This is a genomic window from Halomonas sp. GXIMD04776, from assembly GCF_049808615.1.
GTDB lineage: Bacteria > Pseudomonadota > Gammaproteobacteria > Pseudomonadales > Halomonadaceae > Modicisalibacter.
Genome location: NZ_JBNCAN010000031.1, coordinates 20304 through 42219 on the forward strand (window position 1 = coordinate 20304; position 21916 = coordinate 42219).

Sequence of the window (21916 nt, forward strand, 5' to 3'; positions counted from 1 at the left end):
TTTCTCCAACGATTGCTGTCTACACTGCAGAGATGAGCAAGGCTTCTTGTCGTATGCAAGCCATGACAATACCCAGCCATCGGTGAGTGCAATGAAGATGATCCTTCCTGTTCTTTCGGCAGTGCTTTTGAGTCTCTCCAGCGCCACGTTGCAGGCGCAAACTAATGACAGCGCAGCCATTCAGACCGCTCAGGGCCCCGTGTCACTGTTTCCCATCGAGCATGGCAGCCTGGTACTGCAGTGGAACGACCAGACGATCTATGTCGACCCAACCGGGACTGCAGAACCCTATCAGCGTATCGGCACTGCGGACCTGATCCTGATTACGCACCCGCACGGCGATCACTTGAGTACCGAGACGCTGGACGCGATCGACACCTCGGGTGCCACCGTGATCATGCCCCAGTCGGTGGCCGACGAGATCGGTAATTCCTACGGCGAGGCCCAGCGCGTCCTGGCCAACGGCGACGCTGTCGAGCTCGAGGGCATGCGAATTCATGCCATGCCCATGTACAACCTGCCCGAAGATGACGATCCTCGTCACCCCAGGGGGTTCGGCAATGGCTACCTGCTCACCCTGGGCGACAAGCGGGTGTATATTTCCGGTGATACCGAGAGCATCGACGAGATGCGCGCACTCGAGAATATCGACATGGCGTTCGTGTGTATGAATCTGCCCTACACGATGGATGTCGAGCAGGCCGCGGATGCAGTGCTGGATTTCGCCCCGGCAGTGGTCTACCCGTACCATTACCGTGGCCAGGATGTGCAGCATTTCAAGACACTGGTGAACGAGCAGAATCCCGACATCGATGTGCGCCTGAGGGAATGGTATCCAGAGTGATTTGATGATCAGAGTGCAGGGCAGGCGCCACACGAATCCGGGCAAGAGGATCAGGGCTATTGCCGATATGTGCTGCAACGAACACTCCTGCGGCACCGTGCATGAGTCAACACCGACCCTGTTGGCTGTTTGCTGATGCCGGCCGTGAAAATACCCAGCGTTCATTCACGCAGCGCTTGTACTTTCCTAGGAATGCGAATTCCTTTCCAAGGATTCCCGTGGTGGTTGGGAAGGGTAAGGATACTTGTGCTTCCTTCTTCCCGATTCCGTCAATGCGCTCTCTTGGGAAAGTCCTCGTGCTAGCCCCCAGCACATGAAAAGAAGCACGAAGGAGAAAGGCAGGCCCGAGGCCACCGCTGCGGTCTGCAATGGGGTCAGTGCGCTCGCCGCGTCGCCGGCGGCGGTCCAGCCCGCCGCCAGCAACACGGCGGCTACCACACCTTCCAGCACGGCCCAGAACAGACGCTGTTGCCAAACCGGATGTGGGTCGCCGCCATTGGTGAGCATGTCCACCACCAACGAGCCGGAATCCGAGGAGGTGGCGAAGAATAGCGTGACCACCAGGATGGCCAGCAGCGATCCCAGGGTTCCCAGGATCGGCAGCACCGGCAGTTGCTCCATCAGGATGAACATGGCGTCGGTAGTGCCGGCGTTGGCCAAGGGGTTGTTGGGATCGTCGAGGATCGCTTTGATGGCGCTGCCGCCGAAGATCGCGAACCAGGCGATGGAAGCGCCCACCGGCGCCAGCAGCGTGCCACCGACGAACTGGCGAATGGTGCGGCCGCGAGAGACCCGGGCGATGAACATGCCCACGAACGGGGACCAGGAAATCCACCAGCCCCAGTAGAACAGGGTCCAACTGGCCAGCCAGTCGGAGCCGGCTTCGGAAAAGGAGTACATTTGGAAGCTGCGTTCCGGCAGGTGCTGCAGATAGTAGCCGGTGCTGCTGACCATGAACTCTAGAATGAAGATGGTGGGGCCGACGACGAAGACGAAGGCCGCCAGCGTTATCGCCAGGAAGAGGTTGATGACCGACAGGCGGCGAATGCCGGCATCGATACCCAGCATCACCGAGGTGACTGCCACGGCGGTGATCAATCCAATGATGATGACCTGCGGGATGGCGCCGACGCTCACGCCGAACAGCTCGTTGAGGCCAGTGTTGATCTGGGTGGCACCGAAGCCCAGAGAGGTCGCAAGGCCGAATAGGGTACCGAATGCCGCAAGAATATCGATAGTGTTGCCGATAGGGCCATAAATATGCTTGCCGATCAGCGGATAGAGCGCCGATGCGGGCCGCATGGGCAGGTCCTTGCGAAAGCAGAAATATCCCAGGGACATGCCCATTACGATATACACGGCCCAGGGATGCAGGCCCCAGTGGAACAGGGTGATGCCCATGGCGCGCAGCGCCGCCTGACTGTCGCCGCCTTCGCCTACCGGTGGGGAATTGAAGTGAAAGATCGGTTCGGCGACACCGAAGAACACTAGTCCGATGCCCATCCCGGCGGTGAACAGCATCGCGAACCAGGACAGGGTACTCCAGTCCGGACGGCTATCGTCGGGCCCCAGGCGAATTTTGCCCCAGCTGCTGAACATTACCACCACGACGAAGATCAGGAACAGCGTCGTGACCAGCATGTACCACCAGCCGAAATCCTGAGTGATCCAGCCATTGACCATCTTCGCGATGGCGTCGAGCTGAGAGGGCAATGTCACGCCCCAGATTACGAATGCCAGAATGATCAGTGCCGAAATGATGAAAACAGGGGGATTGGTATGTTGTTTTAAATAGTCTCGCATGGACTGTCTCCCTACCGAACGAGGATCCCTGCTTCGTACCCACTCGATAGGTGATCTCGTGATGGGTGCCGCGAATGAGCGCGCTGGATGACGTATCTTCAGGCATAGTGCAAGCTGTCAAGATTGTCTAGTCCGCACGGCATGACCAGCCGAGTATAAGGAAGATGTTCGCATGACGAGACGTTTACGCCGCGGGGTGGTGTTGCCCGTGCTGACCCTGGCTTTTGTCAGCATGGCGTTCGCGCAGGACGAGTGTACCCCGGTCGATTTCGAGCCAGAAGCGAACTCCACCGTCATCGCTGATATGCTCCTGCCGGAGCAAACACTTTGTTATCAGCTGATTACCGACGCTGACCAGCAGGTCTCGTTGCAGGTGCTTGAAGATGACAATATCAGCGCCTTGCTCCAGGATCCGATGGATCCGCAGACGTTTCCGCGTGTTCCCTCGGATCAACACGCTTACCAGATACTGGTGAAACAAATAAAACCTACGGTAACGCCTCAGTATTTCCGGGTTGCGATCAATGTGGAGCCCTGAAATGGTGTGAAGGAGGCTGAATCAATATCAGTGAAAGTCAGAGAAACGAAGAAATCTGCTCACGAACTCTAATACTTATAAAAGCGCAGCAATACCACGCCCAGGAGCGTTGTCATGGTCGAAAAGACCTTGCCCAGATCAAGGCGCTCCTTCAGAAAGAACACGCCGATCAGCAGCGCGAAGACGATGCTCGTCTCGCGCAGCGCGGTGACCAGTGCAATCGGGGCCTGGGTAAATGCCCAGGTCACAAGTGCGTAGGCTATAAATGCTGCGCTGCCACCGATCACGAACGTTTTTCGACCCTTCCCGGCAATATCACGCAAAGCGGTGGGCGACGTGAACATCAGGTAGAGCGTCATCACGACGCCGTTTCCAATTGCCAACCAGCAATAATAACCCAGCGATGTGCCCGCGTGTCGCGCACCCATTCCATCCACCAGTGAATAGGATGCGATGAACCCTCCCGTGACCAGAGCCAGCAGGGCCGCATGGCCATTGCGCAGACCGTCTGCACGACGAACCAGCGAGAGGCTTAAAATTCCCGCACCGATCACGACGATCGCCATGAGTTCAACCGGGGTCAGATAAACCCCTAGAACGATCACGGAAAACAGCGCAACGATCAGGGGTGCGGAGCCCCGCGCGATAGGGTAGACCTGCGTGAGGTCGCCCAATCGATAGGATTGCAGCAGGAACAGCTGATAGCCCATATGCAGGACGAGCCCTGCGACCAAGAAAGGAATACTCTCCGGCGCGGGTAGCGGCACGAACGGCATGATCACCAAAGCAAGAGGCACATTGCCAAGTATGACGGCGCCCATGCTCACCCGCACGTCAGCGCCCCCTTTTACCAGTGCATTCCATGTCGCGTGCAGCAGTGCTGCACCAATAACGATGAAAAAGACGGCAGTCGTCATGACGATTCACTTGATTCAGGAACCCAGCCAATCAGGCCGGCTGGGTTCTCCTTCATGGCGCTTTTCAGAGTTGTTCCAGCACGGTCTCGGCGCTGCTTTCCTGCACGCCCTTGGCATCCACCCCGAGGTATTCCACCACGCCGTCATTGGCAATCAGCGCGAAGCGCTTGCTGCGAATGCCCATGCCGCCACCGGTGGCGTCCAGTTCCAGGCCCAGCGCTTGGGTGAATTCGGCATTGCCATCGGCGAGCATCTTGATCTGCTGCGCGTTCTGGTCCTTCTGCCAGGCGTCCATTACAAAGGCGTCGTTGACCGCCATGCAGGCGATGGTATCGATGCCCTTGGCGAGGATGTCGTCCGCCTTGATCACGAAGCCGGGCATGTGGGTGTTCGAGCAGCCCGGAGTGAAGGCGCCGGGAACCGCGAACAGCACTACTCGCTTGCCGGCAAACAGCTCACCGGTGGAAATATCTTCGGGGCCGTTGGCACCGTTGGTCTTGAGGGTGACGTCGGGAATCTTGTCGCCTACGGAAATAGTCATGTGTGCGTCCTTTCTGAAATGAGCAAAAGTGCCCGTCGATGATGGGCGTGCAGATCGCTCTGGGCAAGTGGCGAGCGGAAGAACCTGAGGGATGAAATATTCGCCGGGCGTTATTCCGGCGGTGCCCCGAAGGCTTCGAAGACTTCCTGCCCGGTCATGTTCCGGGTCGAATTGGCGAAGTCATAGAAATCGGGTTTTTCATCGATGAAAATCTGCTGCTCGAAGATCCAGGGTGGATCGTCATCGATCAGCCCTGCTGGGATGGCATAGTGACCGCCTTGCTTGAGCCGGTAGAAGAGGTGGGTGCCGCACTGGCGGCAGAAGCCGCGTTCCGCCCAGTCCGAAGAGGAGTAAATCGCAACGTCTTCCTCGCCATGGATGTGTACCCCGTGGTCTGCTTCAACCGCAAAAAAAGGACCACCGCCCCATTTGCGGCACATGTTGCAGTGACAGGCATCGACCTGATGGTTATTGACCGTAACGCTCAAGCGCACCGCACCACATAGACACTTGCCCTGACACTCATGACTCGTTGACATTTCGGCTTCCTGGGAGCGAGTTTCGAGAGGACTTCAGTGTAGTGGCTTTTGAGCAACCTGGTATGCGCGGACTAGCCGTACCAGTCAACGGAAGCGCCGTCACTGATACCCCGCCGCCTGCATCCGAAATAGCTGCGCATAGCGTCCCTCCTGGACGAGCAGCTCCTGGTGGGAGCCGTGCTCGATGATGCGGCCGTCGTCGATGACCACGATCTGGTCCGCGGCGCGCACCGTGGAGAAGCGGTGCGAGATCAGCAACGTCATGCGTTCCCGGGCATGGCGGCGGAACTGCTCGAATACCTGGGCCTCGGCGGCGGCGTCCATGGCGGCGGTGGGTTCGTCGAGCACCAGGATGTCGGCTTCTTCACGCATGTAGGCCCGGGCCAGGGCGATCTTCTGCCACTGTCCGCCGGAAAGCTCCTGACCGTCCTTGAACCAGCGCCCCAGTTGGGTGTGGTAGCCGCGGTCCATGCGTTCGATGAAATCGTTCGCCATACCCTGACGAGCGGCGCGCTCCCAGCGCTGGGTGTCGGTGAAGGCGGCAACATCACCGACGCCGAGGTTTTCGCCCACCTGCAATTGATAACGTTCGAAATCCTGGAAGATCACCCCGATCCGACGGCGCAGAGTCCTGTCATCCCATTCTTTCAAGTCGTTGCCATCGAGCAGAATTCGCCCCTCGCTGGGGTCGTAGAGCCGGGTCAGCAGTTTGATCAGCGTGGTCTTGCCGGAGCCGTTCTGACCCACCAGCGCCAGGCTCTCGCCGGGGCGCAGGTGAAGGTCGATATCTTGCAGCACGGGCGTTTGGGTACCGGGATAGGTAAAGCCGACGCTCTCGAAACGAATGCCGTCGCCGGGTAGGGCGCCTTGGGTAAGCGTGCCCGTGGCGGGGGCCACCGGCTGTTCCAGGTATTCATACAGATTGGAAAGGTACAGATTGTCCTCGTACATGCCGCTGATGGCGGTAAGGCTTGCAGAAAGCGCCGACTGGCCTTGCTTGAAGACCATCAGATACATGGTCATATCGCCCAGGGTCAGGCGTCCGCCGATGGTTTCGATCACCACCCAGCCATAGGCGCCGTAGAAGGCCAGCGTGCCTAATAAGCCGAGCAGAAAACCCCAGGTGTCGCGGCGAATCGTCAGACGCCGGTCCTCGGCATAGAGGCCGTCGAAGATGTCGCGATAGCGCTTCAAGAACAATGGCTCCAGACCGAACAGCTTGACCTCCTTGATGCTGTCTTCCCGGGCGAGCACGGTCTCCAGATACATCTGCATGCGCGTCTGAGGTGAGCGCCAGCGAAACAGACGAAAGGCATCCCCGGAGAACTTGGCCTCGGAGACGAACACCGGCAGGGCGCCGATCAGCAAAATCAGTAGCGCCCAGGGCGAGAACTGCACAAGCAGCACCGCGAAGCTGGCAAGCGAAATGGCATTCTGCAACAGGCCGAAGGTCTTGGTGACCAGTGCCAGCGGCCGGGTCGAGGCCTCGCGGCGGGCGCGGGTCAGCTTATCGTAGAACTCCGAATCCTCGAACTGAGAAAGCGACAGGGTGCCGGCCTTTTCGAGGATCATCACGTTGACCTTCTGACCGAGCAGCGCCCGTAGCAGGGATTGCTGAGCCGAGAGACCGCGCTGGGCCAGGGCGATCAGCGCAATGACCAAGGCTTCCAGAGCCACGTAGCGCAGCACCGGCCAGAGCGTGGCAAGTTCAAGTGGCCCGTCCGCCTGGCTGTGGATCGCCATGGCCGCGACCACCGCATCGACGATCAGCTTGCCAACCCAAGCGGCCACCGCGGGCATTACCCCGGCCACCAACGTGCAGATCACCAGGCCAATGGTGAGACCGCGAGAAGTGTCCCACACCAAACCCAGGGCGCGGCGACTATAACGAAAGACACTGAAGAAACCGGTCAGAGAGCCATTGCCGGTGGCGGCGTAGGATTGGGCATGCGGCGATGACAAGATGGGTGTCCCTGACTAAGCAAAAGAAGACAGTATACGCCATCCTTCTGTCGGCAAACCGAGCTATGCCTAGCTACCAAAGAATGGTCAACAGCACTCCGCTCAGCACGATGCCAAAGACGATACCGCCCAGGCGTTGCCCATGCCGATCGGCAATGCCCAGCGCCTCTTGGGCAAGATGCGTAAAAGAGGTGCAAGCTAAGGCCAAGTTGGAATGAAACCCCTGGGTTAAGTGGTCAGACATACGTTGCTTCTGCGCTATGAGGCGCTCGCTTGCCGTACTCATCAAGCGTCCCAAGGGTGCCAGAATATCTCCCTCAGGAATCCTCCAGCGGTGAGCCGTGGTGTGCGTCATATAGCCCAGGGACGCGAGCGCCAATCCCAGAAGGATCGGCCAGGACTGAGGCCACAGTGCGCCAACGGCCAAGGCCTTATAGGTGGCCTCGTCGAACCCGGGTAACCACCAGGGAACTACGATCACCAACACCACGCTGATCGACCAGCTCAGCCACATCAATGCGCAGGGGGCGTGTCGGGTATCGCGCCCCGGCCAGACCAGATAGAGAAAGCGCACCATAAGTAAGGTGCTGGCGGTCGCGCCCAGCGCCACCAGCGGTAGCAGAAGACTAATTGCACTATCCGTGATAGGCAGTTTGAAAGCGGCCTTGGCCAGGGCGCCGCTGGTTAAAGGGGCGCCAACGATGGCCAGTGCCGGAATCGACAGCATCACCAGGGCTATCCATTTTATCGGACCGGAAGCCGGTGCTGTCGGCGTGATAGCGCTGGCCAGGAACAAGGCGGCCTTGGCCAGCCCATGGTGCAAGGCATAGAGGGTAAGCGCGGCTATCAGCAAGGGCGCCAGATCCGGTTGCCATAAGGCCATGCCGATGCCGCTAGTCATCAGGCCCATCTGACTGATGGTCGAATAGGCCAGTAGTACCTTGGCTTCTTGTTGCAGGACGCCGATCAGGACGCCGTAGAAGACACCCACCAGGCCAACCAGGGTCAGCAGAATGCCCCAGACCTCCCAACCAGGCAGCCCCAGTGGTAGAAAACGCAGCCAGCCCAGTAACCCCGCGGCCACCATGGCGCCGCTGAGCACCGCACTGGCAGGCGCGGGCGCTACCGGGTGCGCCAAGGGCAACCACACATGCAACGGCAAGAGACCTGCCTTGATGCCGAAGCCGATCACGAATAGCGCCATCAGCCAATGGCTGTCCAGATTTTTAGCCAGATCCGCGATACGCAGGCTGCTCGTTTCGTTGGCCATCATCACTACCGCGGCGAACAGGCACATCTCACCCATGATCACCAGGCGGATATAGACCCGTCCTGCTCGGTGCGAACGCTCATCGCCGCGATGCACGACGAGTCCATAGCTTGCGAAGCTCATCAAGGTGAAGAAGACGATAAAGCTCGACACATCCACGGCGAGAATCAGTCCAAAGTTGCCCGTCATTGCCAATAGAAAGAAACCTGCGAAGCGCCCGCGATGGGGGTCGTCGCGTAGATAGCCTCGGGCATAGAGACCACAGGTCAGCCACAACAACGCAGTGAACAGTAGAAATGGTTGAGCGATTTCATCTACTTGCAGAATGCTGCCTAGAAACAGCCAAGAAACGATATTAGCGTCGTCGGTCGGGAACAGCGCCAGGGTCAGCGCCGGGAGTGCCGCCCAGGGAAGTAGGCGCAGCGCGCTCTGCTTGAGCCCGGTGGTTAGCGTCAAGACGGCATACAGCGAGGGTACCGCAAGAGTGGCGATGATCAGCCACTGCGGCTGGGTGAAGGGCAACTCGGCGATCGCCGTCATATCGTATTCCCGCGCGGCGATTAGCTTGCCCCATTCCAGGGGACTGAAAGAGGACTTCGCCAGCAGCCCCGCGGCCAGCGATAGTGCCGCGGTGATTAAAGGCGGGAATAACAGCATCCAGTGGGTCTCGAAACGACCGGTTCGGGGGGGGAACATCCGATCCTGATCCGGCGGACGAAACCAGGCAGCATAAAGAATTGGTAGAAAGTAAGCCGCATTCAGCAGGCTGCTTCCTATCAGCACGGCGATGACCCAATAGGCGCCGTTTTCGATGGCGCCGTAGCCGATATACCACTTCGACACGAAGCCTGCCAGCGGCGGCACGCCAATCATCCCCAGGGAGGCGATGGTGAATGCCGCCATGGTCCAGGGCATGCGTCGGCCGACGCCGTTCATCTGGCTCACCTTATGGATACCCAGGGTTTCGTCCAGATTACCGGCGCAGAAGAACAGGGTGATCTTCATCAGCCCTTGATGCACCAGATGCACGATGCCACCAATAGTGGCGATGGGGCCGGCGATGGCAGTGCCGAGGGCAATATAGGAGACCTGACTGACGGTGGAGAAGGCCAGGCGACGCTTGAGTCCGTCCTGGAACAGCGCTTGGGTAGAGCCATACAGAATGGTAATCGCCGCGGCGATGGCCAAGGGCGTGGTTACCCCCAGGACGGCGGCGAATTCTACGCCATACACATCATAGACAATACGCGAGATGCCGAAGGCACCGGCCTTGACCACGGCGACCGCGTGCAACAGTGCGCTGACCGGGGCCGGTGCAACCATCGACGCCGGCAGCCAACCATGCAGGGGTACCAGTGCCGCCTTGACGCCGAGACCGGCGATCAGCAGCAGGAAGATGCCTTGGAGCAACGCAGGCGACAGATCGCTGCGTCCAGCGAGCACTCCGGTGGCGCTGAACTCGATGGGGCCGGCGATGGCGGTGAGCCATACCACTCCGGCCAGGAACAAGGTACCGCCGAACAGGGTATAGGCCAGGTATTTTCTGCCCGCGCTGATCGATTCCGGGGTGCCCTTATGCACCACCAGCGGGTAAGTCGCCAGGGTCAGCAGCTCATAGAAAATGAGGAAGGTGATGAGGTTGCCCGACAGGGCGATACCCGCCGTGGCAAACACGCAGAGGCTAAAGAAGCCGAAGAAGCGGCTACGGTGTTGATAATGGGCCAGATAACCGATGGCATAAAGGGTCGTGACCAGCCAGAGCAGACTCGACAGGCTGATGAACATCAACGACCAGGCATCGGCATGCAGCAGAAACTCGACCCCCGGTAGCAAGGAAATGCGCACTTCATATAGCTCGCCCCGCAGCACGCCGACCAGTAGCGCAACCACCAGAGCGGTCTTTACGATGGCCGCCCCCAGATTGAGGGTGTTACGCAATCGAGCGCGTTGTTCCGGCACGAAGAAAGTGGCGATGCCTGGAATCAGCGAGCTGAGCAGAATCAGCGGCAACAGGATGGATGTCGGCTCCACAGGCAATCCTCCGTATCAGCCGGTGATCATGGTGGCATCGAAAAGGCTCAACACCGGCGAGGCCAGAAATCCCAATGCCAATGCCGCCAATGCCAGCGCCAGGGCGCTCCATTGCCGCCCGAGATGAATCGTCACGGCTTTGCCAGGGGGAGCGATTGGGCTCGATGAGGGCGATACGTCGAAACAGATCGCCAGCACCCGAAATACATAGGCCGCTGCCAATAACCCCCCGACCAGCACGACGCCGGCGAGCCACCAGGCACCGACCTGAAAAGCGCTTTGCAACAGCAGCCACTTCGCAATGAAGCCTCCGGTGGGAGGTAATCCGATCAGGCTCACGCCGGCAATGGCCAAGGCAAAAAGCGTGATGGCAGAAGGCAGATCAACGGCACGAAGATCCGCTAGCCGGTCATGGCCGGCGGCGGTCAGGATATTGCCTGCCGCCAGGAACATGGCGCCCTTGGCGCAGGCATGGGCAATGACGAAATAAATCGCCGAATCGAAAGCCAGACTTGCCACCCGTTCGTCGTTCAGCAAGGGAAACAAGGCAAACAGATAGCCGATCTGAGCGACCGTGGAGTAAGCGACCAATTGTTTGAGTCGAGAGGCGCGAAGGGCCTGCAGCGAGCCCCAGATAATGGCGGCGCAGCCTAATAGTCCCAGAAGTAGTGCCCCCGTCTGAGTGGTGGCATCCGTCAGGGTATCGAACCATAAGCGCAGAATCAGATAGAAGGTGGCCTTGAGTACCAGCGCCGAGAGTAGAGCGCTGACCGGCGCGGGCGCCCCGGCATGGGCTGGGGGCAGCCAGAAATGGAGCGGAAACAAGGCGGTCTTGAGTAACAGTCCGGCGATCATCAGACCCAGGGATGCGCGTTCCAGTATGCCATCGCCTGCGAGATTGGCGAGCAAGGCCAAATCCAGTGTAGCGTAGGCGTGATAGAGCAGTGCCACTCCCAGTAGATAACACAGCGACCCCATCAAGCTGACAAGTAGATAGCGCAAGGCTGCCTGGGTCGCCTCACGTCCGGAGGAAAGTGTGACCAAGGCGACCGCCGACAGGCTCAGCACTTCCAGACCGACGTAGAGATTGAACGCATCTGCAGAGAGGAACAAGGTGTTCAGCGCCGTCAGCAGCAGACACCAGAGCGGCCAGAACGATCGCTCCGCGGCGGAGCCGACGACAAAATAGCCCAGGCTATACCAGCTGACGGCGGCGCCCACCAGGGCGGTAATACCGATCATCATGGCGCTGAGGGTATCGGCATAAAGCACGATGCCAAGCGGGGCTTCCCACCCCCCTAGAACATAACGCAGCGGGCCGTTCTGAGCGGCTGCAAGCAGCAGACCAGCGAGCACGAGATTGCCGATTACTGCCGTCAGGGCGAACCATCGGCCGCCGCGCTTGAATACGACGCTTGCCAGTGCGCCCAGCAGGGACAGGCTGATCAGCCAAACCAATAATGCTGGCCCTGCCAAGAGCGCAGTCATCGCTGATCCTGGTGTGACTGGATCGACAGCTCGTGCAGTCGACAGATCAACTTCAGTGCCAGGGCAGTGGCACTGACCGCCACGACGATACCCGTCAGTACCAGGGCGTGAGGTACCGGGTCCGTGATCAACACACCGCCTTCACCCCGACGATAGGCGATGGCGATGAATATCATGAATACGCCATTGCCCATGATGTTGATGGCGAGTACACGCCTTAGCATCGCGCTCGTCGTCAAGACGACGTACAAGCCGAGCAAGAAGAGCACGATGCCACACAGGCTGAAAAGCAGTGACGTGCTCATAGGCGACCTTGAGCAGGCATGACGGCGCTGAAGGTGACATACAATACGGTGGCGATGGAGAGGGTGGCGCCGGTCTCGATGGCGAGTATCCATGCCCCCGCCCATTCCCGAGGATAGCCAAAATAGATGCCGGTCACGGCCATCATGACCAATGCGGAGATCAGAAAGGCGCCGGTACCCAGGGCGAGAAGCGCCCGGATTCTTCCATCCTCCTGATCCGCGAGCCAGGGGCGCTTTGATGTATGAGCGAGCACGCCGACTGCAGCCAGTACCGCTCCTGCCTGAAAGGCGCCTCCGGGCTCCTTGGCACCCACCCAGAGCAGATACGCGCTGACCAGTATCATGATCGGTGTGAGATCTCGCGTCAGGCTGCGCAGTAAAGGCGAGAAATTACGCGGCGCTGCTTGTTGATTCACGACGGGGGGAGTTTCGTCCTGGACACGTAGCATGCCTACCGCGATGGCGACCACCAGTAGTACGGTCAGTTCGAGCATGGTATCGAAGGCACGAAAGTTGAGCAGCACGGCAGTTACCGGGTTGCTGACACCGCTTTGCGGGAGCTTCCGCATGACAGTGTCGGTCAGAGATGTCGGGTCATTCGATGTTTTCCATAGCGCCCAGGCCAGCACCAGACCAAGCACGAACAAGACGACGGCCAACGAGATGTGGATGGGGCGTGGCAGCGCTGAGTCTCGACCAAGAGTGCTCATTATCCATCCCCGGCGGATTGAGTCGATTCAGTAGTATCGTGTTCAAACTGATTACCATGATTCGATTGCAGGCGTCGCCAGGCCGCCAAAAACAGAGCGCCGGTCAGCCCCGCGCCAATGGCCGCCTCGGCGATGGCGATATCCGGGGCGCCGAGGCGAGCCCAGGTCAGGGCGATGATCAAGCCCGTGCTTATAAACAACACGATGCTGGTGAAGACGTCGTGAACGTTCAGCGTCAGCGTGGCGAAAGTCAGGAGTCCAGCGACCAGTAGTAGATCAACGATGAGCATCATGAGGCGCACTCCTTTTGGCGAGGCGAGCATCGACCCGGCGGGCACGACGCGCCACGAGGTGGCAGGTAACGGCGCCAGAAATCATCACCAGTAGCCAGATCAGACCGAGTTTCAGCCATTGAGCGGGAGACGATAGCTGCAGCATGGCGGCAATGATGATCAGTCCTAGCCCCAGGTTGTCGGCCTTGGTCAGAGCGTGCAGGCGACAGAACACGTCCGGAAAGCGCAGCAGACCCAAGGCACCAGCAAAGAAGAAGGCCACTCCGGCGCTAGCCAGCAAGAGGCTGGCAAGGTCGAACGGGTTCATCGCTGCTCGTCTCCGGCCAGGTGCACAAAGGCGACACCTGTGATGGGGGCGAGCACCGCCATTACCAGGGCCACGTCGACCAGGCCCGTCATCTCGGTGACAAGGCCAAGAATCAGTATGATCGCCACCCCGGTGGTGCCGAATAACTGTGCAGCGAGCATTCGATCCGCGCGGCTAGGTCCTTGGAATACGCGCACTAGTCCGAGTAGCAGTGTAAGCAACAGCATGACGGCCAGGCCGGTCAAATAGTGGTTCATGAGCAAGGCGCCTCCGGTACAGACGGAGCACGATCGTTATCGCTCAACGATAGGCCGTAAAGACGCGCCACTCGCTGTTCGCAGTCATTCAGGTCGCTATTGTCGTTCGGGGCCCCACGCAGGCGATGTACTATCAGCTGATCACCTTGCAGATCGGCACTCAAGGTGCCCGGCAGGAGGCTCACGGTATTGATGAATACCCGGCGTGCCGGTCCCTCGGGCAGGCGCAGAGCGAATCGGGTGAAATGTGGGCTGATGCGCATGGTTGTAGCAATGGCAAGCCTGGCGACATCGATTCCACCGCGCAAGGATTCCCATAGAAAGTAAGGGATGAATCCAGCCAGTCCAAGTAGGCGAGGCAATGACTTGGAAGCGGCTTGTTGACTCAAATGCCATAGAGTCACGGCAGTGATGGTCGGTACTCCAATGATCCAGGATGATGGCGCACCGTCGCTAAGAGCCCACCAGACAAGCCCCAGCAACAGGACAGTACCCAGAAAGGACCTTGCGCTGAGACGCCTCATAGACGAACCTTTATTAGCGACATTTATATCGTATAAACTACGGTCACTACGCTTCCAAGTCAATTATTCCCTGAGGAATTCTGTCGGCAATCAACTGGTGCTTGAAAGTGGATGGTAGGTCACCGGTCGATGATTCAAGTATGTTGCTCAAGCAAGACGCTGTTTTCTGGTAATATTCTTCTGTTTTGATTGTTGTGCTGGGGGGCATGCACATGAATGGGGCTAACGGTTGGACCATGTTCAGCAACCACGCGCACGTATTGATCTGTCTGGTGGAAGATCCTACTCGCACGCTTCGGGAGGTCGCTACCAAGGTGGGCATTACCGAGCGTGCGGTGCAGCGTATCGTGAGCGATCTTGAGGAAGCTGAGATCATCGCGCGAGAACGAGTAGGCCGGCGCAATGCCTATCAATTGTTCCTGGACAAGCCGCTTCGTCATCCACTTGAATGCCACAAGACGATGGCCGAGGTGGTGGCGTTGATTACCGGTCGCTGAAACGATTTACCGCTAAAAACGAAAGCGCCCCGCTGGAGCGGGGCGCTTGGGAGCATGCTGCGATAAAAGCGATCAACTACCGTCGTCGGGACGAGAGCGCTGACCGGAGCGACTAGCGACCACCGTTGCGTTGCTATCGCTTTCAAGCTTGGCCAAGAGTTCCTGGGACTCTTGTTTGAAGGATGCCAAGGCCTTTCCCGAGAGATTCTTGCTTTCCGGCAGCTTGACGCGCATGGCATCGACCTGGCGATTGTTGACCATGACTTCGTAGTGAAGGTGCGGGCCGGTACTGCGTCCGGTATTACCGGATAGAGCAATCTTCTGGCCCATCTTTACACGCTGACCCTCACGCACTAGCCGTTTTGATAGATGCATGTAGCGCGTCTTATAGCCATTGTCATGCTGGATGACCACATAATTACCAGCTAAGGACTGATGGGTCGACTTGACGACGCGACCATCTGCCGGTGATTTCACGGTCGTACCGCTGCGCATGGCGAAATCCGTGCCGCGGTGCGGGCTGATGCGACCGGTGATCGGATGCTTGCGACGCAGGTTGAACGGTGAACTGATTCGATAATCACCGCTGAAAGGGTGGCGATCGAAGGCTGGATCGAGGCTGTTGCCTTCCGGGGTATAGAAACGATCGTCCGAGGTATTGCGCACCACGGTCAGATTCATTTTCTTGCCTTCGTATTGGGCCGCCAGGATACGTGACCCCGCAGACTGGCCTTCAATCATGTCGGTTTCGACGAGTACCTGGAACTTGTCTCCACGCCGTGCCTTGCGGCGGAAATCCAGCTTCTTGGATAGCAATGTCGACAGCTCGGCGATCTCGGCATTCGAGAGACCAGTGGCACTGGCGGACTTGGCAAAGCTACCGCTCAAGGTGCCGGCAAACAGTCGTTGAGTTGCCTCGGATGCCTTGTCAAAGGAGGCCACTTCAAAACTTCCAGCCTCGGACTCGGGATCGCGTTCGATCAGGTAGCCGCTGCGAGCATTCTTCATGATGCGCAGTGCCAACAAGTCACCGGATTCGTCAAGTTTGAAGTCGAAGCTATTGCCTACACGCCAGCGGGTAAGAACGTTCTTGTCGGGCATTTTATCGAGCAGTGCCATGACCTCGCTGAATCCCATGCCCAGAGTGCGCTCCGCCATCACGGCAAAGGTGTCACCTTTCTGTATGGTATAGGTCTCCCAAGAAGGGACGAAGTTTTCTTTAGCAGCGAGTTCGTTCTCGAGTGCGACGCCATCGCCATTGAGAAACATGGGGTCGGCGGAAATATCTTCATAGGAAGTACCGCCCAGCCCGTACTCCGGATCAGAGAACTGCATTGCAACCTGGAGTGCTGCTGCATCCAGTTTGAATTTGAGGGGCAGGCCTTGAGTGCTTGCCTCGAGCACTGGTTGTCTTGCATCGGCTTCCTTGACGCCGAGTAGACCGTCGATGTCGATGATTTCCTGAGCGGTCAGGCTAGCCAAGGGAATCGCACCTCGGGTAGCATCCTGAGCCATTACTCGTCCCGAATGTGCACTCTTTACGGTGTCAGATGCCTCACTGCTAGCGTTTGCTTTGAAATCCGCAGGCAATGAGATTTGCACGAACGATTTACCACTCTCGTTGGCATTATCGAACGTAGCCATGATCTTGTGTGTGCCCAGCACGGTAACCATGGTGGCGACAGGAAGAATAATCAATTTGTGCGTGCGAGGCAGTGAGTGAAGAATTCGCAGCATATAGGCCCAGTAACGTGTTAGGTGAATAGAAAAAGGCGATGAAACCTTAACTCAAGCTACTTATCGTTCCTACCCTGTACATAAGTACAGCCATTAAACTTATAATCAACATAACCTTTTGTTACGCAGGCCAGTTCACTCAAGCCGTTATCACGACAAGCAGCGGCAATTCGGTGGCAAGGTCGTAAGCCATTAAGTCTGGGCAAGTATTTGCACGGCGGCAGAGAATAATTTTCGTGATCTCTTTATCTACGTCGAGCTTACTAAGTCATCAGACTGCTATTATCTTCTCATTTACGAAGTTGTTTCTTAACGAAGAATAGGCGCTTTTTTACTACACAATTCATTCCTGTTACGTTCCAACCACAGTTGGAAGAGCATCACCGTGATGAAAGGGTGACGGAAAGGAGGGGGTAGGCAAAGCCTTTCGACGATGGTAGTATGCCGCCTCCTCGCATGTGTTGACCCCACCATCCTTGTTGATTCGACCCTTCTGATGTTGCCTGATGGCATAAGGGACGATTCTCTCGCAAGGCGTACAGCCAAGCTCACGAGGAGCCGCTGACCAACGCCGGGTGCGTAGATGGAACGCCACAATCGCCTAGTAGGCGCGGCGTAGACGGTCGCCACACTGCTCGCCTTCCATTGCATTGTGCGATGGCAGTCATGAAACGAGCAGGACGCAGGTGCGACCCGGTGCCATGTCATGTTGCCAATGCTCAAGCGTTGCGCGATCGAAAGCGACAAGGCGCCACGACAATTTTCCGCCGGTGATTACCGGCTATTCAAGGTGTGATAATGACCTCGACTTCTGTCGCCTCGCCGAGCTTCGGCGACCTGGCACTGCTACCTGCCGTGCTTTCCGCTCTCGAAACCCTGGGTTATGAAGCCCCGTCGCCGATCCAGGCGCAGACCATTCCGGCACTGCTGGAAGGTCGTGACATGCTGGGCCAGGCCCAGACCGGCACCGGCAAGACGGCGGCCTTCGCGTTGCCGATTCTGTCAAAACTGGAATTGAATCGTCGCGAGCCCCAGGTGCTGGTGCTGGCACCGACCCGTGAGCTGGCCCAGCAGGTGGCGGTCTCGTTCACCAAGTATGGCCAGAACCTCAAGGGACTGGAAGTGGCCAGCCTGTGCGGCGGTCAGGAATACCGTGAGCAGCTTGGCGCTCTGCGCCGTGGTGCCCAGGTCATCGTGGGCACCCCCGGCCGGGTGATCGATCATCTCGACCGTGGCAGCCTGAAGCTCGACGGTCTTTCATCATTGGTGCTCGACGAAGCCGACGAAATGCTGCGCATGGGCTTCATCGACGACGTCAAGCGCGTCGTGGCCGATACACCGACCGATGCCCAGCGTGTGTTCTTCTCCGCGACACTACCGGCGGAGATCGAGCGCATCGTCAATCGCTACCTGGTCGATCCGGTCAAGGTGGCCATCGAATCCAAGGCCGATACCGCCGCCAGCATCGACCAGCGCCTGGTGCGCGTCGATGGTGGGGCTAAAATTGAAGCCCTGTCGCGTATCCTCGAGGTCGAGCCGGTGGACGCCGCCATCGTTTTCGTGCGTACTCGTGCTGCCTGCACCACTCTGGTCGAGCAACTGACGGCGCGGGGGCTCAACGCCGCCGCTCTGTCCGGCGATCTGGACCAGAGTCTGCGTGAACGCACCGTGGCGCGCCTCAAGCGAGGCAAGATCGATATCCTGGTCGCCACCGACGTGGCCGCGCGCGGCCTCGACGTACCGCGTATCACCCACATCATCAACTACGATTTGCCTCAGGACAGTGAAGCCTATACGCACCGTATCGGTCGTACCGGTCGCGCGGGTCGCTCCGGCATCGCCATCACCTTTGCCGGTGTGCGCGAGACCCGCAAGGTGCGCTGGCTGGAGCAGGCTACCGGTCAGACCCTGACCGATACCGAGCTGCCCGACGAGGCCTCGATTCGTGCCCATCGCGACGAGCGCTTCCATGAGCGTGTCGTGGGAACGCTGACCGCGGGTGCCGAAGAGCAGCGTGCCTTGATCGAGCGCCTGGTCGCCGAAGGGCATGACCCCATCGAGCTGGCCTGTGCCTTCGCCGCCATGGCGCGTGCCGACGAAACGCCGATCGGTCGTCTACCCAAGCCGGGTGCACGCAACGATCGTGAGCGTGCGCCCCGGGATGGCAAGCCGCCGCGTCGTCGCGACAGCGGTCCGTCGGAGGGCATGACGCGTTATCGTGTGGCTGTTGGTCACAAGGACGGCATCAAGCCGGGTCAACTGGTGGGTGCCTTGGCTAACGAAGGCGGTATCGAAGGCTCGCGTATCGGACGCATCGACATTCGCAACGCCTTCTCGGTAGTCGAGCTGCCCAACAGTCTGCCGACCAGCATCATCGCCAAGATGGCGCGGGCTCGCGTGGCCGGTCGTCCCCTGGAAATCGCCGAGGATCGCGGTGCACCGGAGCGTGCACCGCGGCGCCGTAGTGATGGTGAGGCACCGATTCGTCGCCGCTCACAGGCCTAAGCCCACCGCGATACATCAGCTGTAAAAGCCACAGGCCGGGGCATTTCGCTCCGGCCTTTGGCGTTTCATACCATTCGATAAATCGATCAGCAGGAGAAAAGAAGGTTATGTGGCGGTCTTTGCCGTGGCGATTGCGCGGTTATCTGATTACCGGGGCAGGGGTGTTGCTACTCTCACCGGATGCACTGTTCGTAAAGGCTACCGATGTGAACGTGGAAACCTTCATGTTCTGGCGAGCGCTGCTGCTCGGTCTAGTGTTGTCGCTGGTGGCCTTTCTGCGCTATGGCCGTCGTTTGCCGAGTGTCGTGCGTGGCTGCGGGCAGGCTGCCTTGTGGTGTCCGCTGGCGTTTGCCACCAGTGCCTGGGCCTTCGTCGTTGCCGCACGCTTGACCGCTGCTGGCAACGTGCTGGTCATGCAGAATCTGGCCCCTTTGGTGGCTGGGCTCATCGGAATGATCTTCTTCAGCCAGCGTCTGCGGGTTCAGACCTGGGTGGTCATCTGTCTTTGTGTCGGCGGTGCCAGCCTGATGGCTGCCGGTGAAGTCGGAAAGGGAAGTGTGCTTGGGCTGGTCGTGGCCCTGGCGATTCCTGCGGCAATTGCCGTCAATACCACCGTGGCCAGCGCCCAGCGAGGGCAGACCCGGCGCGGTGCGGATACCACGGTCATTCTGCCGTTAGGCTGCATCGTGATGATCGTTCCTGCCATCTTGATGGGCGGTATGCAGCTGCCTCCGGCGGATGATCTTCAGCGTCTGTTGTTGATGGGCGTGGTGTTCCTGCCAGGGGCGTATTTTCTTATTCAGACCGGTGCGCGCTATTTGCCTGGCGCCGAAGTCAGCCTGGTCATGCTGCTCGAAACATTGGTTGGTACGCTACTGGTGTGGTGGTGGGTCGGTGAAGTGCCGGCGACGCTTGCCTTCGTGGGCGGCGGCATCATTCTTGCCGCCATGCTCGGCAGTACCGCTCGGGATCTGCATCGTCAGCGGCGCAAGGTGGCCGCCGGAGCACCGGACCCTCGAGCCGCAATCGATAAGACGCTGGAAAAGGAACAAGCATGGGCTGATACACGGGCGAGAAGAACCCGAAACCGGGATATTACTCGGGTAAGATTCATTCGTCCGTCAAGTAATCGCCCAGGCGGCGCATGAAGTCCGTGCCGGCCTCGAGCTGACTGACCTCGATGTATTCGTCCGGTTGGTGCGCCTGACTGATGCTGCCGGGACCGCAGATCACCGTGGAAAGCCCGGCGCGCTGGAACTGGCCGCCTTCGGTGGCGTAGGCCACCGCCTCGCTGACGCGCTCGCCGAGTAGCGCATGGCACAGGCTCAGCGCCTCGCGGTTGTCGCGATCCGCCAGCGCCGGCACGGTCTCGATCAGCTTCTCGGTACAGATGCTGACCTGCGGCGCGCGCTGCTTGAGTTCGCGTTCCAGGCCCACTGTGAAATCATTGAAGCTTGCGATGACCTCATCGAAACCGTCCTGGGGCAGGTGGCGGATTTCCCAATCGAACTGGCACTCCCGAGCCATGATGTTGATCGCCGTGCCGCCCTGAATCTTGCCCACGTGCAGGCTGGAGTGGGCGACGTTGAAGGCGTCGTCGACCCGGCCCTCGGCGCGCAGCTCGCTCATGATGTCCTCGATCTTCGTCACCAGACGCGCGGCGACGTGGATCGCCGAGACCCCCTGGTTGACCTGGCTCGAATGCGCCTCCCGGCCGGTGACCGTGGTGCGCAGGGTGGTGATGCCCTTTTGCGCGACTACCGGCGCCATCAGCGTGGGTTCGCCGATGATCACCGCTCCCGGGCGAGGGTAGTCTGCCATCAAGCGTCCGATCAGACGCGGCGCCCCCAGGCAACCGACTTCCTCGTCATAAGAAAAAGCCAGGATGATCGGCCGTTCAAGATTCTGCTCGACCCAGACCGGCACCTGAGCAAGGGCGCAGGCGATGAAGCCCTTCATGTCGCAGGTGCCGCGTCCGTAGAGGCGGTCATCACCCTTGTCGGTCAACGTGAAGGGATCGCTCGTCCAGGGCTGGCCATCCACCGGCACCACGTCGGTGTGCCCGGACAGCACCACACCACCGGCGACATCGGGACCGATACGTGCCAGCAGATTGGCCTTGCTGCCATCGTCGTTCTCGATACGGGTATGGGGCACGCCGTACTCATCGAGATAGTTCTCGATGAACTCGATCAACTTGAGGTTAGAGTCCCGCGAGACGGTGGCATGGCTGACTAGCGTTTCGAGCAATTGCTGTGCGGAGGGCATGGAGGCTCCCTGTCGAGATGCGGTATGGCTCAAGCCTAGCATGTCGCCAGCTATGTCGTGATGCCCAAGGACACCGAGCGGGAGTCGGTCTGGCTAAACCTACAACAACTATCGGTGGTGTTCGGTCGCGACAAGTCCGTGATTTCTCGCCATCTGCGCAACATCTACAAGGAGGGAGAGTTAGAGCGGGAGGCAACAGTTGCAAAAAATGCAACAGTTCAATCTGAAGGTTCCCGGTTGATACGCCGTCAAATCGAACTCTACAACCTCGATGCCATCATCTCGGTAGGTTATCGCGTCAACTCACGACGCGCGGTGCAGTTCCGCCAGTGGGCCACCCGAGTGCTGCGCGAACATCTCACCCAGGGCTGGACACTGAATCGCCAGCGGTTCGAGGACGATGCCCGCGAGCTCGAAGTGGCTATGGCCCTGATCCGTCAGACGGCCCAGAGCCCGGCGCTCCCGAGTTCGACACTTCCAGCCCGATTTTGGCCTGAAATCGGCACCTGTGGTTTGAGAATTCAACTACTTAGTTAATTTCTGCCGAATTCCTTGTAGTGACACGTTTTTCTCGTGACGC

General features: G+C 59.1%; 21 protein-coding genes. 6 read left to right on the forward strand and 15 right to left on the reverse strand.

Translation table 11 applies throughout. The features are described from left to right. Positions 1–91 precede the first annotated feature (91 nt). On the forward strand, positions 92–844 hold the full coding sequence (locus ACPF7Z_RS17585; RefSeq protein ID WP_425194541.1) for an MBL fold metallo-hydrolase: 753 nt from the start codon (positions 92–94) through the stop codon (positions 842–844). 186 nt (positions 845–1030) lie between these two features. On the opposite strand, the gene ACPF7Z_RS17590 is transcribed toward ACPF7Z_RS17585, so the two are convergent. After that, entirely contained in the window at positions 1031–2647 is a 1617-nt protein-coding gene (locus ACPF7Z_RS17590; protein WP_425194542.1) for a BCCT family transporter, read from the reverse strand. A 172-nt stretch (positions 2648–2819) separates the two neighbouring features. Between ACPF7Z_RS17590 and ACPF7Z_RS17595 the strand changes: the two genes are divergently transcribed. Beyond that, a complete protein-coding gene (locus ACPF7Z_RS17595) occupies positions 2820–3185 on the forward strand; it encodes a hypothetical protein (RefSeq protein ID WP_425194543.1) in 366 nt (121 codons plus the stop codon). A gap of 68 nt (positions 3186–3253) precedes the next feature. Here the strand turns inward: ACPF7Z_RS17595 and ACPF7Z_RS17600 are convergent, their stop codons facing one another. The 12 genes from ACPF7Z_RS17600 to ACPF7Z_RS17655 all read right to left on the reverse strand — a co-directional run bounded on the left by ACPF7Z_RS17600 (position 3254) and on the right by ACPF7Z_RS17655 (position 14329). Continuing rightward, complete coding sequence (locus ACPF7Z_RS17600; RefSeq protein ID WP_425194544.1) at positions 3254–4102, reverse strand: EamA family transporter; 849 nt, start codon at positions 4100–4102, stop codon at positions 3254–3256. Positions 4103–4166: 64 nt separating this feature from the next. Continuing rightward, the gene (locus tag ACPF7Z_RS17605; RefSeq protein WP_425194545.1) at positions 4167–4643 is read right to left on the reverse strand and encodes a peroxiredoxin; all 477 of its coding nucleotides are present in this window, start codon (positions 4641–4643) and stop codon (positions 4167–4169) included. 110 nt (positions 4644–4753) lie between these two features. Then, a complete protein-coding gene (locus ACPF7Z_RS17610; protein WP_425194546.1) occupies positions 4754–5182 on the reverse strand; it encodes a GFA family protein in 429 nt (142 codons plus the stop codon). A gap of 99 nt (positions 5183–5281) precedes the next feature. Beyond that, a complete protein-coding gene (locus tag ACPF7Z_RS17615) occupies positions 5282–7144 on the reverse strand; it encodes an ABC transporter ATP-binding protein (protein WP_425194547.1) in 1863 nt (620 codons plus the stop codon). Between the two features lie 73 nt (positions 7145–7217). Beyond that, complete coding sequence (locus ACPF7Z_RS17620; RefSeq protein ID WP_425194548.1) at positions 7218–10445, reverse strand: complex I subunit 5 family protein; 3228 nt, start codon at positions 10443–10445, stop codon at positions 7218–7220. Positions 10446–10460: 15 nt separating this feature from the next. Continuing rightward, a complete protein-coding gene (locus ACPF7Z_RS17625; protein WP_425194549.1) occupies positions 10461–11933 on the reverse strand; it encodes a complex I subunit 5 family protein in 1473 nt (490 codons plus the stop codon). Continuing rightward, positions 11930–12238: a sodium:proton antiporter gene (locus tag ACPF7Z_RS17630; RefSeq protein ID WP_425194550.1), complete on the reverse strand. Its 309-nt coding sequence runs from the start codon at positions 12236–12238 to the stop codon at positions 11930–11932. The genes ACPF7Z_RS17625 and ACPF7Z_RS17630 overlap by 4 nt, the downstream gene beginning before the upstream one ends. Beyond that, a complete protein-coding gene (gene mbhE / locus ACPF7Z_RS17635) occupies positions 12235–12948 on the reverse strand; it encodes a hydrogen gas-evolving membrane-bound hydrogenase subunit E (RefSeq protein ID WP_425194551.1) in 714 nt (237 codons plus the stop codon). Before mbhE ends, ACPF7Z_RS17630 begins: the two co-directional genes overlap by 4 nt. Next, entirely contained in the window at positions 12948–13241 is a 294-nt protein-coding gene (locus ACPF7Z_RS17640) for a Na(+)/H(+) antiporter subunit B (RefSeq protein ID WP_425194552.1), read from the reverse strand. The genes mbhE and ACPF7Z_RS17640 overlap by 1 nt, the downstream gene beginning before the upstream one ends. Then, a complete protein-coding gene (locus ACPF7Z_RS17645; RefSeq protein ID WP_425194553.1) occupies positions 13225–13548 on the reverse strand; it encodes a cation:proton antiporter in 324 nt (107 codons plus the stop codon). The genes ACPF7Z_RS17640 and ACPF7Z_RS17645 overlap by 17 nt, the downstream gene beginning before the upstream one ends. Beyond that, positions 13545–13805, reverse strand: coding sequence for a monovalent cation/H+ antiporter complex subunit F (locus tag ACPF7Z_RS17650; RefSeq protein ID WP_425194554.1), 261 nt, complete (start codon positions 13803–13805; stop codon positions 13545–13547). The genes ACPF7Z_RS17645 and ACPF7Z_RS17650 overlap by 4 nt, the downstream gene beginning before the upstream one ends. Beyond that, on the reverse strand, positions 13802–14329 hold the full coding sequence (locus tag ACPF7Z_RS17655) for a Na+/H+ antiporter subunit E (RefSeq protein WP_425194555.1): 528 nt from the start codon (positions 14327–14329) through the stop codon (positions 13802–13804). The genes ACPF7Z_RS17650 and ACPF7Z_RS17655 overlap by 4 nt, the downstream gene beginning before the upstream one ends. 212 nt (positions 14330–14541) lie before the next feature. On the opposite strand from ACPF7Z_RS17655, the gene ACPF7Z_RS17660 reads away from it, so the two are divergent. Continuing rightward, positions 14542–14826: a helix-turn-helix transcriptional regulator gene (locus tag ACPF7Z_RS17660; protein ID WP_425194556.1), complete on the forward strand. Its 285-nt coding sequence runs from the start codon at positions 14542–14544 to the stop codon at positions 14824–14826. Between the two features lie 72 nt (positions 14827–14898). Here ACPF7Z_RS17660 and ACPF7Z_RS17665 read toward each other — a convergent pair whose 3' ends face one another. Further along, positions 14899–16341: a peptidoglycan DD-metalloendopeptidase family protein gene (locus ACPF7Z_RS17665; protein WP_425194557.1), complete on the reverse strand. Its 1443-nt coding sequence runs from the start codon at positions 16339–16341 to the stop codon at positions 14899–14901. Positions 16342–17361: 1020 nt separating this feature from the next. On the opposite strand from ACPF7Z_RS17665, the gene ACPF7Z_RS17670 reads away from it, so the two are divergent. Beyond that, positions 17362–19068 carry a DEAD/DEAH box helicase gene (locus ACPF7Z_RS17670; protein ID WP_425194558.1) on the forward strand — a complete coding sequence of 569 codons (1707 nt, stop codon included), beginning with the start codon at positions 17362–17364 and terminating at the stop codon, positions 19066–19068. Positions 19069–19175: 107 nt separating this feature from the next. Further along, positions 19176–20216, forward strand: a complete 1041-nt coding sequence (locus tag ACPF7Z_RS17675) for a DMT family transporter (RefSeq protein WP_425194559.1) — start codon at positions 19176–19178, stop codon at positions 20214–20216. Here ACPF7Z_RS17675 and argE read toward each other — a convergent pair. Beyond that, complete coding sequence (gene argE / locus ACPF7Z_RS17680) at positions 20179–21336, reverse strand: acetylornithine deacetylase (RefSeq protein ID WP_425194560.1); 1158 nt, start codon at positions 21334–21336, stop codon at positions 20179–20181. The two genes, ACPF7Z_RS17675 and argE, sit on opposite strands and share 38 nt — an antisense overlap. A gap of 60 nt (positions 21337–21396) precedes the next feature. Between argE and ACPF7Z_RS17685 the strand changes: the two genes are divergently transcribed. Further along, entirely contained in the window at positions 21397–21873 is a 477-nt protein-coding gene (locus tag ACPF7Z_RS17685) for a virulence RhuM family protein (RefSeq protein WP_425194561.1), read from the forward strand. Positions 21874–21916: the final 43 nt, after the last annotated feature.

Coding starts and splice junctions, on each gene's coding strand:
- ACPF7Z_RS17585 (WP_425194541.1), top strand. CDS start 92: ATGAAGATGATCCTTCCTGTTCTTTCGGCAGTGCTTTTGAGTCTCTCC.
- ACPF7Z_RS17590 (WP_425194542.1), bottom strand. CDS start 2,647: ATGCGAGACTATTTAAAACAACATACCAATCCCCCTGTTTTCATCATT.
- ACPF7Z_RS17595 (WP_425194543.1), top strand. CDS start 2,820: ATGACGAGACGTTTACGCCGCGGGGTGGTGTTGCCCGTGCTGACCCTG.
- ACPF7Z_RS17600 (WP_425194544.1), bottom strand. CDS start 4,102: ATGACGACTGCCGTCTTTTTCATCGTTATTGGTGCAGCACTGCTGCAC.
- ACPF7Z_RS17605 (WP_425194545.1), bottom strand. CDS start 4,643: ATGACTATTTCCGTAGGCGACAAGATTCCCGACGTCACCCTCAAGACC.
- ACPF7Z_RS17610 (WP_425194546.1), bottom strand. CDS start 5,182: ATGTCAACGAGTCATGAGTGTCAGGGCAAGTGTCTATGTGGTGCGGTG.
- ACPF7Z_RS17625 (WP_425194549.1), bottom strand. CDS start 11,933: ATGACTGCGCTCTTGGCAGGGCCAGCATTATTGGTTTGGCTGATCAGC.
- ACPF7Z_RS17630 (WP_425194550.1), bottom strand. CDS start 12,238: ATGAGCACGTCACTGCTTTTCAGCCTGTGTGGCATCGTGCTCTTCTTG.
- mbhE (WP_425194551.1), bottom strand. CDS start 12,948: ATGAGCACTCTTGGTCGAGACTCAGCGCTGCCACGCCCCATCCACATC.
- ACPF7Z_RS17640 (WP_425194552.1), bottom strand. CDS start 13,241: ATGATGCTCATCGTTGATCTACTACTGGTCGCTGGACTCCTGACTTTC.
- ACPF7Z_RS17645 (WP_425194553.1), bottom strand. CDS start 13,548: ATGAACCCGTTCGACCTTGCCAGCCTCTTGCTGGCTAGCGCCGGAGTG.
- ACPF7Z_RS17650 (WP_425194554.1), bottom strand. CDS start 13,805: ATGAACCACTATTTGACCGGCCTGGCCGTCATGCTGTTGCTTACACTG.
- ACPF7Z_RS17655 (WP_425194555.1), bottom strand. CDS start 14,329: ATGAGGCGTCTCAGCGCAAGGTCCTTTCTGGGTACTGTCCTGTTGCTG.
- ACPF7Z_RS17660 (WP_425194556.1), top strand. CDS start 14,542: ATGAATGGGGCTAACGGTTGGACCATGTTCAGCAACCACGCGCACGTA.
- ACPF7Z_RS17665 (WP_425194557.1), bottom strand. CDS start 16,341: ATGGCTCAGGATGCTACCCGAGGTGCGATTCCCTTGGCTAGCCTGACC.
- ACPF7Z_RS17670 (WP_425194558.1), top strand. CDS start 17,362: ATGACCTCGACTTCTGTCGCCTCGCCGAGCTTCGGCGACCTGGCACTG.
- ACPF7Z_RS17675 (WP_425194559.1), top strand. CDS start 19,176: ATGTGGCGGTCTTTGCCGTGGCGATTGCGCGGTTATCTGATTACCGGG.
- argE (WP_425194560.1), bottom strand. CDS start 21,336: ATGCCCTCCGCACAGCAATTGCTCGAAACGCTAGTCAGCCATGCCACC.
- ACPF7Z_RS17685 (WP_425194561.1), top strand. CDS start 21,397: ATGCCCAAGGACACCGAGCGGGAGTCGGTCTGGCTAAACCTACAACAA.